Below are 18,319 nucleotides of genomic sequence, written 5' to 3' on the forward strand. Positions count from 1 at the left end.
TTAAATAAACTTCTCTTGGTGAAAAACAACATTATGTCGCTCTTCCGCTTGATTCCCAAAGCATTCTGATCGTATTCGGGATACATTTGCGTAAGGAACGTCGATACGCCAGAGCGCTTTAAGCGGCATCTCGAGTACGTGATTCAAGATTACACGAATGGTTCCACCATGACACACCAGCAGCACCTTTTGCCCTTTGTGTTCTTCGATGATGTCTTGCCAACAGGACGTGACACGGGAGACGAAGTTGGGTAATGGTTCGCCTCCGGGTGGTGTACAGCTTAACGGATCTTTCCAGAATTGTTCGAGTACGCCGGGATAATTATCGAGGACTTCACCTGTGGTTAAACCTTCCCACTCTCCGAATTCAATTTCCCGTAAATTCTGTGCGATTCTGAATGGTGTATCGAGTCGCGTAGCCAATGTTTCCCCGAATTGACGGCAGCGCAATAGCGGTGAACTGATAATTAAATCCCAGTCCCCTTGCTCTCCGACGGCTGAATGCATTTGCTGCCATCCGAGGTCTGAGAGCGGGTCATCCTGTGAGCCACGGAACTTTTGGCCACCTTGTGGCTCACCGTGGCGAATCAGGTCGATTCGGGTTTCGATATAATCAGTGCTAAAACCAATGTTAGACATGGTGCTACTCCGGGTATTACGTTTATTTCTGATTGGAAACTGCAGCTTCTTCAAAAGTTGCCATTTCAGCATGTAGCGCCAATGCTGAGCGAATCACAGATATGGCCAGTGCTGCTCCGCTTCCTTCCCCTAAACGCATTTTCAGGTTCAACAACGGGTCTACGCCAAGATGCGCTAGCACGATCTGATGCCCTTTTTCTTCAGATTGGTGGCTAAAAATGAGCCAGTCTCTAACGGCTGGATTGAGCTCGACTGCCACCAGAGCGGCAACGGTTGCAATGAAACCATCAACCGCGGAAGGAATACCGGCCTGTGCGGCTGCAATGTAGGCCCCACACAATGCGGCAATTTCAAAACCGCCAACCTGTCTCAGTATTTCAAACGTGTTTAAATCGCTCTTTTGGCTTGATATTTTTATGCGTTGGATGGCCTGCTCGATAATTTTACATTTGTGGGCAATCCCTTGTTCTGCAAGCCCGGTACCCGCTCCGGTCAGTTGTGCGGGAGATACATCCAGGATCAGACTCGCTATTGCCGAGGCAGACGTGGTATTGGCGATACCCATCTCGCCACCGACAAACAAGGCCGTGCCAGGGGGAACAATATCCTGAATCATGCGGCGACCGGCATCCAGAGCGGAAAGACATTCACTCTCTGACATTGCGGGTTGAACCAGAAAATTTTGAGTACCCGATGCAATAGTGGCATCGATGAGGTTTTCCCCCTCAAAACCAAGAGGTGAAACAGTACCCACATTAACAATCCACAAATTGGCGTTTGCTTGCTTGGCAAGCACATTAATGGCAGCACCGCCATTAACAAAGTTACGAATCATCTCAACAGTAACCGCTTGCGGGAAGGCTGATACGCCTTCGTTTGCAATACCATGGTCACCGGCAAATATGGCAATTGCCACTTCGTCACATTTCGGTTTGAGACAACCTTGCCAGGTCGCAAACTGCACCGCCAATTGTTCCAGGCGACCGAGTGCACCAGGTGGTTTGGTCAGCATGGCTTGATGTTCCAACGCTCGAGTGCGAATTTGCTGATCTAGTGCCGGGGGCGGCAGGCTATGCCAAGCCGAAGTGGTTAGGGTCATTGAGCAGAAATTCCATATTTAGTGCGGTTCGAAAATGAAAAAAGCCATAGTAGAGCACTACTATGGCTTTTTTTCAAACTCAGATTTCAGTTAGGGACAGGATATAATCACCGGTGCTCGCATGGCTACCGGTCACCCCGATAAAGACTGACACGGGACTAGATACGTTAATATTCTTGGCTGCGTTCAGTCCAACGCCGGAATTATCATCCGCAATATCATAGGTTACGCCAAGGAAGTCGAATAACTCGAAAGCCGGGTCTGCCAGTCCGGACGCCCCGCCGGCATTTTCGACATCAATGCGATACGACCCGACATCAAGCGATACCAAAAACCAGTCTTCATCAAATTGTGTTTCAATGCTCCCTTGGACTTGCTGGCCAGCATTCAGACGCCCCTCGGTTAGCATGCCGCCTGCAAAGTCGTCGACAGGGATTGAATCAGGACTTTCAGCGCTAATGGTGTATGTCCCGGTTTCTTCGCTGCTCACGACCAGAAAGTAAGTGCCACTGGACTTCGGTATATAACTTATTTTTTCATCTAAGCCATTACCGAGGTCATGATCATGGATGTTCAGTGGATGCCCCAATCCATTGTAAATGTGTAGCACGGGATCAATCAGTGTACCACCACCGCTGCTTTGCCCCCTCACCTCAAACTCATATTGCTCTCCGGCGATGAGCTGAACTTCTAACCAGTCCAGGTCGTCAACCGTATTTATGGTCCCGTTTCGGCTGATACCAAAATTCAGGACTGCACTACCGGGAAAGGCCATATCAAAGTAATCATCATCAGCGTGTATCCCGCCCCAAAATAGATAGTCCCCCGTTTCGGCTGTGCTGAAACCCGATACTTCAGCATAAAATGTACCGTCATGATCCGGGTTTATAAGCAAAACAGGAAAATTAAGTATGCCATCATCCATGGACATTAAAACGGTGCCATGTTCATCATAAATTGTTAGTACCGGATCGTGAAGTGGCGTTTCTCCCTTGTCCTCATCACCACTGCTCCAAACGGTAAGCAGATACGCGGTATTCGCATCCATTTCTAATCTGTACCAATCAGTATCTCCGGCGAAGTCAATTGTGTTTTTCATGGAGAAAAAAAGCGGGTTCAAATCGATGTTTGTAGTCGCGTTGCCGGGAACTTCCGAGTTTTCGATTTCCTCAACAAATATTTCGACTTCGTATAGACCGGTATCGGCTTCATTAAAACTGTATACATCAAAGTAATATACACCATACTCATCTGGCACAAAGACCAGTGATGCATCAGCCCCTTGACCGGAATCGTTGTCCCGTTTGAGCTCATTACCATTTTTATCCAGTATTCTGAACGCTGGATCCAGCAGATCGCCAGAATCCGAAGAGGCCCCCTTAACATTGATCGTGTACTTGTATCCGGTATCCAGAATTTGCCGCCACCAATCATGGTCACCCGGGGTATTAATGGCTTCCCAGGGGTTCCGGCCATAGCCATCGTTTATTAAAACACCTACTGCTGTGGTATTGTTATCCGGGTATCGGTCTCTCAGGAGTTCATTCTGAATGCCTGTAACACTTAAACGATAGCCTCCGGTTTCTTCACCGTAGGCTTCTGCAGACAGAAAATATTGCCCCGATTCTGCCACGGTGAACTCGATCTGTGCATTCAACCCGGTACCATCGTCATCATCAGAAACCAGGAAGGTACCTGCGTCATTGTGCAGCGCAAGCCAGGGGTCTGACACGCCTGAAACACGGTTGTCTGCAGCGCCTTCAAGACTAAAACGGTAGCGTTGGTCTGATGACAGATAAATCTGATACCAGTCCTTGTCACCGCCATGGTCTAATGTACCAAATATCTGTTCACCTACCGCAATTGCAGCCGAGGTAGAAATATTCGCGGGGATGTCGTCCTCGCCATTTTCGGGTGGCTCAGGATCGCCCTTCATGGCATAGATTGCATTGGCCAATGCCATTAAATCCAGTCGTTCATAACTTGCAAAGTCGTGGTTTACGTTGTCATCCTCATCATCACCGTCAAAAATACGCACCCCGGTTTCACGCATTAACTCTGTAAACTCGTCTATCGTCAAGCGACGGCCTAACTCTCTTTCCGCAAGTTGTTGCATGATCACCACAGTCCCGGCTACATAGGGCGCGGCCTGGCTGGTTCCTGTCATTCCGAGGACTCCACCTCCGGGGGCGGCTCCTTCAATCCATGCCCCTGGGGCGAAAATATCCATCACGGTGGTGCTACGTTGAGAAAAAGGGGTAATGCGGTCTGCTGCAGACTCAAACACCTCACTACCGGAAGACCAACGGCCGGCACCGAGATTGTCGTCGAAGGTTGCACCGACTGAGATCGTATTCCGATCAGACGAAGGATACGCAACACCCTGCTCTTGATAGTCATAATAATCATTCCCGGCGGAGGCAACAGGCAAAACATTCAGATCGACCAGTGCCTGGAATTCATCAGACAGCGAGGTGGAATCGGGTGAGTACTGGTTATAGTTTCCGCCCATGCCCAAAGACATATTAACCGCAACAATGTTGTAGGCTTCTGCATTATAAACAACCCATTGCAGTGCTCGTTCTATTGCACTGGAGTTACCACTGCCGGAATTGCCCAGTACCTGTAAGGCAATAATATTCGCGCCGGGGGCTACGCCCTGATAAGTTCGGTCGGATGACGCCGCGATTGACGCAACGTTAGTACCGTGGCCATGCACGTCGTCGACAGTGCGATCATAATCATCGGTGAAGTCTGCATGGTAGACTATTCGATCTGACACGCCATCGTTATTACGGTCGGGGCCAAAAAACGGATGATCAAGATCGATACCGGTATCAAGGATTACGATTGAATAGCCTTCACCATCCAACCCTTGGAAGCGAGGATCACGGGCAAAATCGTCGAGGCCGATGATATCGTTGCTTTCGATGGTTTGAACGGAAAACTCGCCGGGCTCAATATGCACGCCTCCCGAGATTGAGGCCTTGGTCTGATCGCCCGAGAAACTGAGGTCAATCCGCCCCTCACCTTTCACTTGGGCGTGCGCTTCCGCGGGAAGATTGGTGATCAAGTCATCCCAGAGACCATAGGCCGCATCAAGGCTCGCGCTCTTGTCAGAAACGTTTGCCAAAATGGACTTGATCGGGTTAATGCTTTCAGTACTGTATTGCTTATTTTCTGTTTTGATCGCGCTTGTGAAATAGTCTGCAGCCAGTAGCTTGTTGCTGAGCACATTCAGATCTTTTCCAGTTGCCCCTTTTGCAATTTCCAGTGCAATTGTTGCTAGGTTTGATGCCCCAGATTTCAATACGGATACATAGTAATCAAGGCCCGCGTTATCGGCATTCCGGTTGAACAGCTGAACATAGAGGTTGTTGACCAGATCTGTTGGGCTTAGAGATCCGTATTGGGCAGTAAACTCCGCAGACTGACCAAAACTGGTAATAATTTGCCCCATATCACCGCCTGCATTATCCAGCGTCTGAGACCAGTAATTTAATCCTGATGGATCTGCTGGTCGACCATAATAGGCAATATAGGCAATTTGAACTGAAGTTTGAGAGCTATTTGTTGAAGAGAACGAGGTAGAAAAAAACGAAACGAGGGATTCCGTCGATACTGACATATCGTCGAACATAGCGAAGCACTCCTTTTGGCTTATTGGCATCCTTAACCAGAGCGCTATTTTGGAATCACCTCTTCACAACGTCAATACTCTGTGGCGAATTTTTCGCAATTGAGAGCCAAACTCAAGCGGTGAAGCGTCTCCTCTGAGTCAGGTAAACCCACCCTTAAAAGCCTGGCTTTGGGGAAAATCCGGGTCAAGATGCCTTTGCTTGCCAGCGCTGTGAAAATCTCGCAGGCTTCTTGTTCCTGTTTGAAAACCAGGGTACTGAACAGTTGGCTTGAAACAACTGGAACATTCAGTTGAGAATTGAGTTGTTCGTGGAGAGACTGACTCATTGATTTGATTCTAGTGGTTGCCCATCTATGCCAGTTTACATCCTGTAAACACTGTTCCGTTAACCACAAGGTTGGCCCGCTTACCGGCCAACTACCCTGCAGTCGCCTGATATCGTTACGTATAACTGATGATGCGAACAGAAAACCACTACGTATGCCAGCCAGTCCGAAAAATTTGCCGATGGATCGCAGTATAATCAATCCGGAAAGTCCCGCTTGAGGACACAAACTTTCGTGTTGTTCCTGAGAATCGATGAACGCTTCATCCACAATAAGCCAACTGCCCTGCTGGTCAAGACGTTCACGCCAAGCGAGCAACGTTTCCCGGGGAAAGTGGAGTCCGGTCGGATTATTGGGCGTAACGACAATTAATACATCAAGATCGTCCAGGGCTGCATCGATTTCTGTAATTAAGCAATCTGGATTTTCGCCACATTTATGCTCAAAAAAAACCAAGTTGTGGTTATGGTACTTCCAGGACGTAATATGATCACTGTAAGTGGGCACAATCAGGCCAACATTTGCCGTTTTTCCACGTTGCATACGAAACAGGGTCGGCAAAAGTTGAATAAAGTGTTGCGATCCAGGTCCTTCAAGACCGGCTGTCGAATCATAATAACCCGCCATAACAGAATAAAACTGTTCAGAAGGCAGCGGTAGTGATTGAAAAACGCTTTGTGGCAGGGTCGGTACCGGCCAGGGCCATGGATTTATACCTGTCGATAAATCGAGCCAATCCCCTTCGGGAATACCAAACTCTTTACTGGCTCGATGTACATTGCCACCGTGGGTAAAGTCGTCCCATTTAAATACTGAAGGCAAGCATTCCACCCCATAAAATTGCAGCAGTTAAAACCCATAACATGGTTGTCATATTTACCAGATTGATTGCCCGTAATATATCATCGACTCCAGGCGTAATCGCACTGCCCATAGCGGGTTTGTTTTTCACCTGCCCGTGATAAACAGCGGTACCACCCAATTTAATATCCAGCGCGCCTGCCCCGGTACACATCACGACTCCCCCATTCGGGCTCTCACAAAAACGGGCCTGAGCATGCCAGCATTTTATTGCCTGACCGGTACGACCCAGCAATGCATAGAATAAAGCGCTAACCCGTGCAGGTATCCAATTCAGCACATCATCCAGACGCGCAGCTGCCCAACCAAAATGTAAATAACGATCAGTTTTGTAACCCCACATTGCGTCCAGTGTATTCACCATGCGGTAAAAAAGTACGCCCGGTATTCCGCCGACCAAAAACCAGAACAATGGAGCGAATACCCCGTCATTACCGTTCTCCAATACTGATTCGATAGTTCCGGTTACGATCTGCTGCTCGTTCATTGCGCTGGTATCACGGGAAACAATAAGCGAGAGCTTTGTCCTCGCCTCCTCCTTTTGTTTGAGTTTTAACGGGGTATAAATGGCCATTGCATGTGCTATCAGACTGTGCCTGCCAATACAGAGGTACAACAGCACAGCACAGCTCACGAGATAGAGAAAATGTAGTGCAGTTTCTGTATATTGGGCTCCGCTCCCACTCAATAACACGAAGCGAACCCCGTCCAACATACTGTTTTCAGAATCTGAATAGAGCGTGCTCCAGAGCTGCCACACAGCAAGGATTGGAGAAACTGCCAAAAGCAATGCAAGAACACCCAAAATTTTTGCCGAGAAGGTGGCGTTGGTCTTGCGATTAAACACCCGCTCCAGACGCGAAACCCAACGACCAAAGCCAACCAATGGATGAAATCGGCTCGGTTCACCTAGCAACTGGTCAAGGATGATCCCCAGAATAAATATGAAAAACCAGAATTCTTCTATCAGCATTGTGGGTGTATAGTCTCGAGGATGTTGGGTTCTAAACTCGTTATGGGCAGAAATTTTGAGTGCGTATTGTTGCAGAAATTATGAAATTTACCAAAGCCTCTTACCGTCTAGTGCCTGTTGAGCTTGACTGGTCAAAAATAGCACTGGCCGAGGCGAAAGATGAAACGTCAAATGGTGCCCGATCAATTCTGCTAAATAAGGTTCGCCTTTTTAACGGTCTTTTGCTAGCATTCCCGAATTGATACTTTGTTGGGAAGCTGGTTCAAGTCCAGCGCTGCCCCCGCAACGGTAATTGTCAATCAGGCAAGAGTCCGATACCAAGAATGTAGCAATAACTCTATTCATCCTTTAACCGGTGCGGGTCGGCACCTCGAGGAATATAACTTTATGTCCCAGATTCAGCAATCCGCTCGTTCGTCTGTCGTTGCAGATACCTCAGAATTTTCGAACGCTTCCCAAACGATTTCTTCCCGGACTACCCAAATTCTTGCTGCCGGATTACTTGGTCTCGCCATTGTATTTGCTGTCGGCCTGTCACCTATGGATGTTGTGCACAATGCTGCCCATGACACCCGTCATGCCATCGCATTCCCCTGCCATTAAGGTTTATTTCACTAGGTGAGTACTGATTCACTCACCGTTTAAAATCTGTCGAGCTCTTTAGCAGTTTTGAATAGTATTGTGCGCGTGTATCAAGATCCCGCAATTACACGCGTTACGGCGTCTTAACACCTAAAGCAGGCACACGAATACCGTTTAATTTAAGGAAACCTCACTTTTTGAGGACAGGAATCGTTATGTATTTTCGAAATATTATATTTGCCGCTGTATCTGCCGGGTTGATTTCAGGTGCAGTGCTGGCTGTACTACAACACTTTTTTGTGACACCGGTGATTTTGAACGCTGAGCAATTTGAAGTCGTAGAGCCCGTGAACGCCGGGCAGCTCGAGCAGATGGCTGGACATCACCATGATGACATGTCAACTCAAGGTGAGCACACACATAATCACAGTCATGAGGCGTGGGCTCCGGATGATGGATTCGAGAGATCACTGGCAACTTTTGTTTCCACTGCACTTGCAGCGATAGGTTTTGGATTATTGCTGTCCAGTGGCATGACGTTTCGAAGTGCACCACACTCTGCGGTTGCACAGTTGAAACGTGGTTTATTCTGGGGGGCTTCAGGATATGCTGTCTTTTTTGTTGCCCCTGCCCTTGGTTTGCCACCGGAGATACCGGGCGCGGAAGCAACGCTTTTGAATGGCCGACAAGGATGGTGGATGATGACGGTACTGTTTTCCGCTGCGGGACTGGCACTGTTATTTTTCATACGAAGCCCACTACGATTTGCCGGGTTGTTTGTGTTGGCTGTTCCCCATATATTAGGAGCTCCCGTGCCGGAGCACCATGGTTTTAGTCACCCCGACCCTGAAGCTGTCGCCCAGCTTGAAGTACTGGCAGCACAATTTATCCAGAACACCGGGATTGTTAATGGCATTTTCTGGATTGTATTAGGTATCACTAGCAGCATGATGCTGAATCTTTTTCTGGAGAAAGAGTCAAACCGCTCCAACAACGAGGGTTTTGCCTGAGTATTCGTTATGGCGTATAACCTGGATTCAACTACATCTCATTTTCCCTTTACTGCAGTTGTTGGCCAGCATCAATTTAAACTGGCTTTACTTTTAAATGCAGTCGATCCCAAAATCGGTGGCGTTCTGGTAAGTGGTCCCCGCGGTAGTGCGAAATCGACACTGGCACGGGGTCTCAGTGATCTTGTTGATGATCATACACCATTCGTTAACTTGCCACTCGGGTGTTCTGAAGAGAAATTGATCGGTACTCTGGATCTGGCGCATGCATTGAGTGACAAAAATGTACGATTCAGTCCCGGGCTTCTCGCCAAGGCCCATGGTGGAATTCTTTATGTTGACGAAGTGAATCTTCTGCCAGATCCTTTGGTTGATCAGCTACTAGATGTCTCGGCAAGCGGTGTAAATCAGATTGAGCGCGACGGAATATCGAAACAACATGATGCACGCTTCATTCTGATTGGTACCATGAATCCGGAGGAAGGAGAATTAAGACCCCAATTGCTTGATCGCTTCGGGTTGATGGTGACGCTTGATGAAGTTCCCAATCAGGAGGATCGAGTCGAAATCGTAAATCGCCGTCTCGAATTCGATCTTGATAGTGCCGCATTTAAAGCACGGTTTTCAGAGCAACAATTGCAGATAAAAAACGAACTTGATCTTGCCCGTGGCCGTTTGAGGAATGTAACCATCAGTAAAGCGATGCAACTCGAGATCGCATCCCGGTGTTACCATGCCAATGTGGAGGGTGTTCGTGCGGACTTGACCCTGAGAAGAACTGCGATCGCCTTTGCTGCCTGGCAGCAAACTTCCGAGGTCTCTGCGGATCAGATCGAAACTGTGGCTGAGCTGGTACTTGGTCATCGAGCGCGGCCCCGCCCTGCCCCCCCTGAAAATCGTGGCAACGCCCCCAAACACGGAACACCGGACAGTTTCAAACAAAATCCGACTTCACCGTCGCGCTGGACCGGGAATGCATCCGGACCATCTGCATCGAAAAATACTGGAGATTGGGGTGCACTCCCGTTTAAGGTCTCGGAATGTGCCACACCAAACGAAATTGACAGCAACCGTGCACCGGTCATTCCAATCCAACCCAGACGACAAAAGACAGAAGAGAAAATGCGTCAGGGGCAAAATGAATTTGATAAAAAAGTTAAACCGGATTGGCCTAAAACCTTGGTATCCCTGAACCAGCAAGATCAGGTTTCACTGCCTCCAAGAACCCATTTACAGCGCGTCGTCTGGAAAAAGATCAACCGTGCCAAAGAAGTGCTCGTTACGGTGTTACTGGACTCATCAGGATCAACATCCAACAGTAAATCCCTCCATCATGCCAAACAGGTGATTCGAAATCTGGTGAAACGTTGTTATCTGAAACGGCAACGACTCGTTTTAATTGAGTTTGGAAATGATCAGATCGTGACCCACTGGAACGGTAGACGTGCCCCCGCCTCGATTGATGCGGTGCTGGAATCCGTCACAGCAACAGGAGGGACGCCCCTGAATCAGGCTCTGGCCCATGCACAGCGGGTCATTCAGCGTTATCAGAAACAGTCTCCCAATTTGCTGTCACTTATGTACTTGTTTACCGACGGCAGAACGCTAAACCCGCCAACCAGCCAACAGGTTGATGCAGAAGTACTTGTCGTTGACACGGAAATGGGATCAGTTCAACTTAAACGTAGCCAACGTATTGCCAGGTCATTGTCCGGTCGTTACTGCCACCTTTCCGAATTTATTGATACGACCGAACCTGCTGTATTGAAGAACTCCCCCTCAAACAACCGGTTTGGTTCACTCAGCAGATAACCCCGGGGCGAAACAGGAACATTATGTCTCAATCATTAACAGACCAGGAACGCGAAAAACGATTGCGGAAAAAAGCAGTCGTTGACCAGCGTATCGCACAGGCCACAGAAGAGCGTGGAGTCTTGATTCTGCTTAAAGGCAATGGCAAAGGCAAAAGCAGTTCAGCTTTCGGTACCTTGGCAAGAGCACTGGGTCACGAGCAACGGTGCGCCGTCATCCAATTTATCAAAGGCCGAAAGGAAACGGGTGAGTTTCTGTTTTTTAAAGATCATCCATTGTTAGACTTTCATGTTATGGGTCATGGCTTCACCTGGGAAACCCAGGACAAGTCACTGGAGCAGCAAGCCGCAGATCAAGCCTGGCAGGTCGCAGAGCAACTGCTAGGTGATGATCGTTATCAGTTGTTGATCTTCGATGAAATGAGCTACATGTTCAAATATGGTTATCTGGATGCAACAGTAGTGGCAGAACGAATTGGAAACCGCCCCAGGCACCAGAGTGTAATTGTAACGGGCCGTACCATGCACCGGGAACTACTCGACATTGCAGATACGATATCGATTATTCAGGATGAGCGCCACGCGTTTCGCGCTGGTGTGAAAGCGCAACCAGGAATCGAGTGGTAATGGAAGGTACGGCCCACCGCTGCAAAGCCATATTCGTGAGCGCCCCCGCGTCAGGTCAGGGCAAGACCACTGTGACCGCAGGAATGGCGCGTCAGCTGCGAAATACAGGGTTGAGGGTCAGTGTTTTCAAAACCGGGCCGGACTATCTTGATCCGTTGATACTTGAACGCGCTGCGGGTATGCCTGCAGAGCAACTTGATTTATGGATGGTTGGTGAAGCGAACTGCCGGAACTTTTTGTACCAGGCTGCCGCACACTCGGATGTCATCCTGATTGAAGGTGTGATGGGCTTGTATGACGGAGACCCGAGCGGAGCCGATCTCGCACAATTATTCGGGTTACCGGTTCTGTGTGTGATTGACGCCTCAGCCATGGCACAAACCACGGCCGCAGTAGCACTCGGCCTGCAGCAATTCCGCCCTGCTCTCATGTTTGCAGGGGTGATTGCAAACCGGGTCGGCAGTGATCGCCATTCACAATTGATTCAGGACGCATTACCAGAATCGCTTCCTTTTTGGGGAGCCCTTAAAACAGAAGGCGAAATCTGCCTGCCGCAAAGGCACCTCGGTCTGGTTAATCCGGAAGAAGTTTCAGATTATGATAAGATTCTGGATACGGTTGGCGAACGTATTCAAGCGGCAATTCAAGCCGTTGCGCCAGCTTCAACGTTATTTGATCTCTTGCCTGACTGTGAATTTCGACCGGTTTATCAAGATCGTATCGATGACGATGGTCAAGGGGTTGGTAATTCGTCAGCCAAATCAGTTGATCTTTCGGGAAAAAAAATTGGTATTGCCCGGGATGCTGCGTTCAGTTTTATTTATCCGGCAAACCTCAGGTTTTTACAAGAGCAAGGCGCGGAAGTCTGTTTTTTTTCACCATTGACTGGCGAACGACTCCCGGAAGAACTGGATGCGCTCTGGTTTCCGGGAGGCTACCCGGAGCTTCACGTAGAAAAATTGAGTCAAAATCGGCAAATGCACGCTGCAGTACGAGATTTTGTCACCTCAGGCCGACCGGTTTTGGCCGAATGTGGTGGCATGTTGTATTTACAACGGGCGATTACGCTTCTGGATGGCAGTCGCTGGCCCCTGGCAAACCTGTTACCCGCTGAAGGGGTCATGCGGACCCGGGGTGGTTGCCAAGGTATGCAAACTGCCCCGCTTCCGGAGGGTCATGTCCGGGGTCATGCCCATCATCGAACCGTAAGCACCAGCGATCTTGCTCCAATTGCCTTCGGTAAAAGAATACGACACCCGGCACCGGGTGAACCGATTTTCCGTCATTTAGGCATTACCGCTTCCTACCTGCATCTTTATTTTCAGTCAAATCCAGCGGCGATTATTGCGTTATTCAGCGCAAAGCCAGCGTTGAACACTGATCAGCGTGAGTTGTTGCTTCAGGACGAGAAGAATGCGGCAATCGCGGATGGATTTGATGGGAAATACGCGTGAAAGTAACTGCAGCGCACCGATTCGTATTGGTACAACGGCTCACCGGATTTGCCTTCCATTCTGGGCGTGGAATGGGCAATAGCGCGCATTGCTGTATCCATACTGGAGTGGTGAAAGCTGTGCCCGCGCAGTTCACCTTCAGGCCAAGGCATGGTGTGCATACCGATATTCTGGAAACGCTGATGCATCTTCGCCTGACCCGGAAGAAGCCCTGCCATCCGGTGGACGATCCCTTCTTTGGTACTCAGTGCATCCAGCAAGAAAAGCATACCGCCGCATTCCGCGATTATCGGGATATTTACCGCGATGGCATTGCGCAACGTTTTCTGAGTATTGTGCGCGACACCAAGCGTCTCGCCATGGAGCTCCGGATAACCTCCGGGCAGCCAAATACCATTACAAACGGGAATCGCGTCATCCGCCAGGGGCGAAAAAAATACGACCTGAGCGCCCAGTTGTTCAAGGCAATCAATGTTGGCAGGATAAATGAACGAAAACGCTTGATCCCGGGCAACCGCAATGGTTATACCCTCAAGCGCATTCAGGCCCGCATACCGTGCCTTGCCGGTGGAATCCATGTGCTCGATCGATTGGCTGTGGGTGATCGATTGGCTGTGGGAGATAGTCTGAAAAGGTTTGTGCTCAGTGAGAACCGCCTGCAAGCCCCAATGGGCAAACTTTTCCGCGATCGTGTCGAGTTGTTGATCAAGTCCATTGATCTCAGTAGGCTGCAACAAACCGAGATGCCGTTCTGGAAGATGAAGCGTGCTGTCATCAGGGATGGCCGCAATGAAAGGAATGTCTTCCGGCAATGCACTCCTGATGAGTTTCTCGTGACTGGCCGTATTGACCCGGTTCGCGATAAAACCCGTGATCTTGATGTCGGCGCGATATGTACACATGCCTTTGACCAGAGCACCACACGTCTGGCCCAGGCCTTTGGCGCTCAACGTCAAAATAACCGGGACATCAAGAGCTGCAGCCAAGTCGGCGCTACAAGGTGTGCCATCAAACAGCCCCAAAACCGATTCAATCAGCACCAGATCGTTCATTCTACGGGCGTAGTGAAGCTGCCGGGTGCACTCGTCTACCCCGCACATAAACAGATCAAGATTGTAAGTCGGTCGACCGGTGGCCAAAGCATGAATCATCGGATCCAGAAAATCCGGGCCGACTTTGAAAACCTGAACCCGAAGGCCTTGCTTGGTAAACATCCGTGCCAGACCGGCAACGAGAATTGTTTTGCCGTGACCACTGCCGATTGCCCCCATCATAACGACCGGGCACAGCGACTTGTTCGACTCGGATATTTCAGGCATGACCACTCCTCGGATGCGTCGTTTCGGGGTATGAGTCTATAGTCTATGCGAGCAGAAACGACAGAACAACCAAGGCCATTAAAATCGGGCTACACCACTGGTGCATGTGCTACCGTGACTGCTTTGGCTGCTGCTCGTCTGCTTTTGACCGGTTCCCCCGTTAAACGGTGCTCAATTACCTTACCCAAGGGGCAGCATGTTGAATTTGACCTCACGGAATGTTGTTTTGAAGATATTGACTCAATCGACGAGCATCGGCTTGCAAGAGCCTCGACCATTAAAGACGCGGGTGACGACCCGGATGTAACCCATGGCGCAACAATCTCGTCCCACATCAAGTTGATCGATTCTCCGGTTTGTGAATTCAAAGCGGGTTCCGGTGTCGGCACCATCACACTCGACGGTTTGAGTTATCCGGCAGGAGAGCCGGCAATTAATCCGGTACCGAGAGAAATGATCCGCTCTCATTTATTCGCATTAGCCAGTGAAGTAAATTATCCGGGAGGATTTGAGGTCACAATCAGTGTCGCTAATGGTGCAGCGCTCGCGTTAAAAACCATGAATCCCCGACTCGGTATATTGGGGGGGCTTTCCATACTGGGTACCACCGGTATTGTCAGGCCCTTTTCCTGCAGTGCCTATATCGCCTCTATTCAGCAAGGTATTGATGTCGCGTTAAGAAATGGCGAACCACACTTGATCGCCTGCACCGGCTCAAGCAGTGAAGCACTGGCACGGCAACGCTACCGAATAAATGATACGGCCCTGATCGAAATGGGGGACTTTGCAGGTGCGGTGTTGAAGCACCTCAGAACAGCACCAAAACAAGGCAAACTCACGCAGATTAAACTATCTTTAGTTGGAGGGTTCGGTAAGTTCACCAAGTTGGCGCAGGGTCATCTTGATTTGCATAGCCGATCATCCAGCATCGATTTTCAGTTTTTGGCAACCTTGGCAAAAGGATTAGGTGCAGCCGGCGGTTTAATCTCGGAAATAACCAAAGCCAACACCAGTTTACAAGTACTTTCCATTTGCCAGAAAAACGGTATCGATATCGCTCAAGTAGTTTGCGATATGGCCCGGGAAACCGCAATTCGTACGCTGAGACAGTCCTCATCAATCGCTGTTGAAGTGCTCGTTGTTGATAAATCTGGCCGTTTGGTCGGCCAGTCAATGAGGCACTTCAAACAATGATGTTGAAACCAAATCATGCAACGCAAAACAACAAGAAAAAAGCGGTACGTAAAATGAAAGTGTTAATTCTGGGTGGCACAAGAGATGCCACAATCATCGCCCAAGAACTGTGTCTGTACAGAGACCAGTTGAATCGTTCCGGAGCACTGCAAAAAGTCGCGCATATGGGGGCGGCCAATACAGCGTCAATGGAGCGAAAGAATACAAACCTCGGTCTATGCTGGGATGTCATGTTTGAAACTGTGGCCAATCAGCATTTCGCCGGAACCGAACTCGACATTACTTACAGTGTGGCGGGGCTGGTCAGGGTGCCCAAATTACCTTGTAAGGTGATCTCGGGCGGGTTTAGCCAATACGCCCCGGTTCAACGAATGGGTAAAATCAAAGAATTTGTTGCATCAGAGTTCGCCCGCAGCGTCTTGGGGCTGGAATCCTACCTGCTTGAGCATAATATCGATTTACTCATCGACGCGACTCATCCGTTTGCAACGAAAATAAGTAAACACGCTGTAGAAGCGGCTAAAAGTCTTTCCGTTCCCTGCTGGAGCTATGTCCGTCAACCGTGGACACCAAAACTGGATGATGACTGGTTTTTTGTTGATAACTGGGATGAAGTATTGACTGTAACATCCCATTATAAAAGACCATTCTTCACTGTTGGTAAAAGCTGTCTCGATCATGTCGAAGAGAAGCCAGACAATCAGCAATGGCTCATTCGTACAGCGGCCCCGTCAATCCATGGAACGGCAGCAGATGAAGACGATGAAGACGCATTAAATCAAGATTCTGACTGGCATCGCACGAAAGATCGGCTCCGGCATGAGATACAAGCTCAGAAACTCAGTGAATGCTTGCTCGTCCACGGCATAGGCCCTTTCTCTGTGGCTGATGAGGTGAGGACATTGAAGAAACATCATATCGATATACTGGTGTGCAAAAACAGTGGTGGAGAGCGTGACGCAAAATTAGTTGCTGCTAAACAACTCGGTATTCCTGTTATCATGTTCAGTCGCCCCTTTAAAAAACAGGGTGATAAGGTATTCTTCAGCCCTGAGGAAATGGCTGATTCGTTAGTTAGGCTGCACAAAAATTCGGCGCGACTGGTAAATCGCTAAACCAGGCAAACAAACATTCGTTATTACGCAAAAAGAGGAATCCATGCAAGACAATCAACAACCCGCTTTACTGATCGTGGGACACGGCTCGAGAGATGTAGAAGCCGTCTCGGAATTTCATCAGTTAGCAAAGCATTTTCAGCAACGCTACCCGGAGCGTTTGTGTGAAACCGGTTTCCTCGAATTTGCTCGCCCGGTGATCGCCGATGGCGTGGATAAACTGGTCAGTCAGGGCGCGCGAAAAATTACCGCTGTTCCCGGTATGTTAATGGCGGCGGGTCATGCCAAAAATGATATCCCCAGTGAACTGAATACCTTGCAACAGCAAATCGACGGTTTGGAGATTACCTATGGTACCGAGTTGGGTGTCCATCCGAAAATGATTAAAGCGGCCGCAGCCCGGATTGAGCAAGCGGAAGCTGAGTTTATCGAAACTGACAGTGAGTATGATCGAAAAGATACGCTGCTGGTTGTTGTCGGGCGCGGTGCTTCAGACAGCGATGCCAATTCCAATATCACCAAAATCACTCGTATGCTGGAAGAAGGCATGGGCTTCGGGTGGAGTGTAACCTGCTACAGTGGTGTGACTGCTCCGCTTGTTGATGTTGCGCTTGAAAGGGCTCACGGGCTGGGTTTTAAAAAAGTAATCATTTTCCCTTACTTCCTGTTCACAGGTCGGCTGGTAAAAAAAATATACGCCTGGGCGGATGAATATCAGGCTAATCATCCAGAAGTAAAAGTCGTTAAAGCCCCTTACCTTAATGATCACCCGCTTGTTATTGAAACCTTTATGGAAAAGCTTGAAGAGACCGAGCAAGGGAAAGGCAATATGAATTGCCAGATGTGCCACTACCGGGTACAAATTCTCGGCCATGAACACAAGGTCGGCGCACCTCAGGAGGGGCATCACCATCATGTACGTGGTGCGGGCACCGATGCCGATGCGGGCCACACTCATAGCCATAGCCATAGCCACCATACTCACTCCCACGAAAGCTGAACAGATAATCAATTCATGTACGACTATATCAAAGACCCCCTTGAAATCGAGGTGGAGTCTTTTCGTTTGATTCGAGAACTCACCGCACTTGACCAATATGACGAGGCGCAGCAGCAACTCGTCATGCGACTGGTGCATACTTGCGGCGACCCTGCCGTTGTGGATGATCTGGTCATGAGTGCCAATGCGGTTGCAGTTGGTCAGCAATGTGCTGCTGATCAGGCCCATTCTGCCGTAATCTGTGATGTGGAAATGGTCCGTCATGGTATCACCCGCCGCTATCAGGAGGAGCCCCCAAAGTGTTTTCTGATTGATGATCAGACCACGGCTTTGGCCCAGTCACGGGGTGAAACCCGATCCATGGCTGCTGTTGAGCTTTGGCGGCCTTATCTGGCGAACAGTGTGGTTATTATCGGCAATGCGCCGACAGCTCTCTTCCGGCTATTGGAGATACTTCACTCAGAATCGGTTCGCCCTGCTCTGATAATCGGTATGCCTGTTGGTTTTGTTGGCGCAGCGGAATCAAAAGAAGCGTTGATTGACTTTGCCAATACACACCAGCAACCTTTCATGACGCTCCGGGGTCGACGGGGTGGCAGTGCACTGGCGTCAAGCGCGTGGAATGCCTTGTTGCGCTTATCCCGCGGAATTCGATTCTAAGGGCTATTT

Annotated in this window: 16 protein-coding genes and 1 riboswitch; of the genes, 10 read left to right on the plus strand and 6 right to left on the minus strand. The window is 49.3% G+C overall.

Annotation, left to right across the window (positions count from 1 at the left end):
* From OLMES_RS13510 to cbiB, 5 genes are all read right to left on the minus strand, one after another.
* Entirely contained in the window at nt 1-639 is a 639-nt protein-coding gene (locus tag OLMES_RS13510) for a histidine phosphatase family protein (RefSeq protein WP_087461751.1), read from the minus strand.
* A gap of 22 nt (nt 640-661) precedes the next feature.
* Nucleotides 662-1,738, minus strand: a complete 1,077-nt coding sequence (gene cobT / locus OLMES_RS13515) for a nicotinate-nucleotide--dimethylbenzimidazole phosphoribosyltransferase (protein ID WP_087461752.1) — start codon at nt 1,736-1,738, stop codon at nt 662-664.
* A 79-nt stretch (nt 1,739-1,817) separates the two neighbouring features.
* The gene (locus OLMES_RS13520; protein WP_198343329.1) at nt 1,818-5,378 is read right to left on the minus strand and encodes a S8 family serine peptidase; all 3,561 of its coding nucleotides are present in this window, start codon (nt 5,376-5,378) and stop codon (nt 1,818-1,820) included.
* 71 nt (nt 5,379-5,449) lie between these two features.
* Entirely contained in the window at nt 5,450-6,526 is a 1,077-nt protein-coding gene (locus OLMES_RS13525) for a threonine-phosphate decarboxylase (protein WP_087461754.1), read from the minus strand.
* On the minus strand, nt 6,510-7,538 hold the full coding sequence (gene cbiB / locus OLMES_RS13530; protein WP_087461755.1) for an adenosylcobinamide-phosphate synthase CbiB: 1,029 nt from the start codon (nt 7,536-7,538) through the stop codon (nt 6,510-6,512). The genes OLMES_RS13525 and cbiB overlap by 17 nt, the downstream gene beginning before the upstream one ends.
* 80 nt (nt 7,539-7,618) lie before the next feature.
* Between cbiB and OLMES_RS28300 the strand changes: the two genes are divergently transcribed.
* The 6 genes from OLMES_RS28300 to OLMES_RS13555 all read left to right on the plus strand — a co-directional run bounded on the left by OLMES_RS28300 (nt 7,619) and on the right by OLMES_RS13555 (nt 13,022).
* The gene (locus OLMES_RS28300; protein WP_198343330.1) at nt 7,619-7,780 is read left to right on the plus strand and encodes a hypothetical protein; all 162 of its coding nucleotides are present in this window, start codon (nt 7,619-7,621) and stop codon (nt 7,778-7,780) included.
* A riboswitch (cobalamin riboswitch) is annotated at nt 7,743-7,873 on the plus strand. Its footprint overlaps the gene before it by 38 nt.
* Before the next feature lie 52 nt (nt 7,874-7,925).
* Nucleotides 7,926-8,141, plus strand: coding sequence for a CbtB domain-containing protein (locus tag OLMES_RS13535; RefSeq protein ID WP_087461756.1), 216 nt, complete (start codon nt 7,926-7,928; stop codon nt 8,139-8,141).
* Between the two features lie 194 nt (nt 8,142-8,335).
* Complete coding sequence (locus tag OLMES_RS13540; protein ID WP_087461757.1) at nt 8,336-9,130, plus strand: CbtA family protein; 795 nt, start codon at nt 8,336-8,338, stop codon at nt 9,128-9,130.
* A gap of 9 nt (nt 9,131-9,139) precedes the next feature.
* Nucleotides 9,140-10,942 (plus strand): AAA family ATPase, encoded by a 1,803-nt coding sequence (locus OLMES_RS13545; protein ID WP_087461758.1) that lies wholly within the window; start codon nt 9,140-9,142, stop codon nt 10,940-10,942.
* A 23-nt stretch (nt 10,943-10,965) separates the two neighbouring features.
* A complete protein-coding gene (gene cobO / locus OLMES_RS13550) occupies nt 10,966-11,568 on the plus strand; it encodes a cob(I)yrinic acid a,c-diamide adenosyltransferase (RefSeq protein ID WP_087461759.1) in 603 nt (200 codons plus the stop codon).
* Nucleotides 11,568-13,022, plus strand: coding sequence for a cobyrinate a,c-diamide synthase (locus OLMES_RS13555; RefSeq protein ID WP_087461760.1), 1,455 nt, complete (start codon nt 11,568-11,570; stop codon nt 13,020-13,022). The genes cobO and OLMES_RS13555 overlap by 1 nt, the downstream gene beginning before the upstream one ends.
* Here OLMES_RS13555 and OLMES_RS13560 read toward each other — a convergent pair.
* Nucleotides 12,968-14,341 carry a cobyrinate a,c-diamide synthase gene (locus tag OLMES_RS13560; protein WP_087461761.1) on the minus strand — a complete coding sequence of 458 codons (1,374 nt, stop codon included), beginning with the start codon at nt 14,339-14,341 and terminating at the stop codon, nt 12,968-12,970. The two genes, OLMES_RS13555 and OLMES_RS13560, sit on opposite strands and share 55 nt — an antisense overlap.
* Nucleotides 14,342-14,386: 45 nt before the next feature.
* On the opposite strand from OLMES_RS13560, the gene OLMES_RS13565 reads away from it, so the two are divergent.
* Genes OLMES_RS13565 through OLMES_RS13580 form a run of 4 tightly spaced genes read left to right on the plus strand, consistent with a single transcriptional unit; the run spans nt 14,387 to nt 18,310 of the window.
* Nucleotides 14,387-15,535 (plus strand): cobalt-precorrin-5B (C(1))-methyltransferase, encoded by a 1,149-nt coding sequence (locus OLMES_RS13565; RefSeq protein ID WP_087461762.1) that lies wholly within the window; start codon nt 14,387-14,389, stop codon nt 15,533-15,535.
* The gene (locus OLMES_RS13570; protein WP_087461763.1) at nt 15,532-16,650 is read left to right on the plus strand and encodes a precorrin-6A/cobalt-precorrin-6A reductase; all 1,119 of its coding nucleotides are present in this window, start codon (nt 15,532-15,534) and stop codon (nt 16,648-16,650) included. Before OLMES_RS13565 ends, OLMES_RS13570 begins: the two co-directional genes overlap by 4 nt.
* Nucleotides 16,651-16,693: 43 nt before the next feature.
* Nucleotides 16,694-17,650, plus strand: a complete 957-nt coding sequence (locus tag OLMES_RS13575; RefSeq protein ID WP_087461764.1) for a sirohydrochlorin chelatase — start codon at nt 16,694-16,696, stop codon at nt 17,648-17,650.
* Nucleotides 17,651-17,665: 15 nt separating this feature from the next.
* On the plus strand, nt 17,666-18,310 hold the full coding sequence (locus OLMES_RS13580) for a precorrin-8X methylmutase (protein WP_087461765.1): 645 nt from the start codon (nt 17,666-17,668) through the stop codon (nt 18,308-18,310).
* Nucleotides 18,311-18,319 lie beyond the last annotated feature (9 nt).

Origin of the sequence: Oleiphilus messinensis (genome assembly GCF_002162375.1) — a bacterium.
GTDB lineage: Bacteria > Pseudomonadota > Gammaproteobacteria > Pseudomonadales > Oleiphilaceae > Oleiphilus > Oleiphilus messinensis.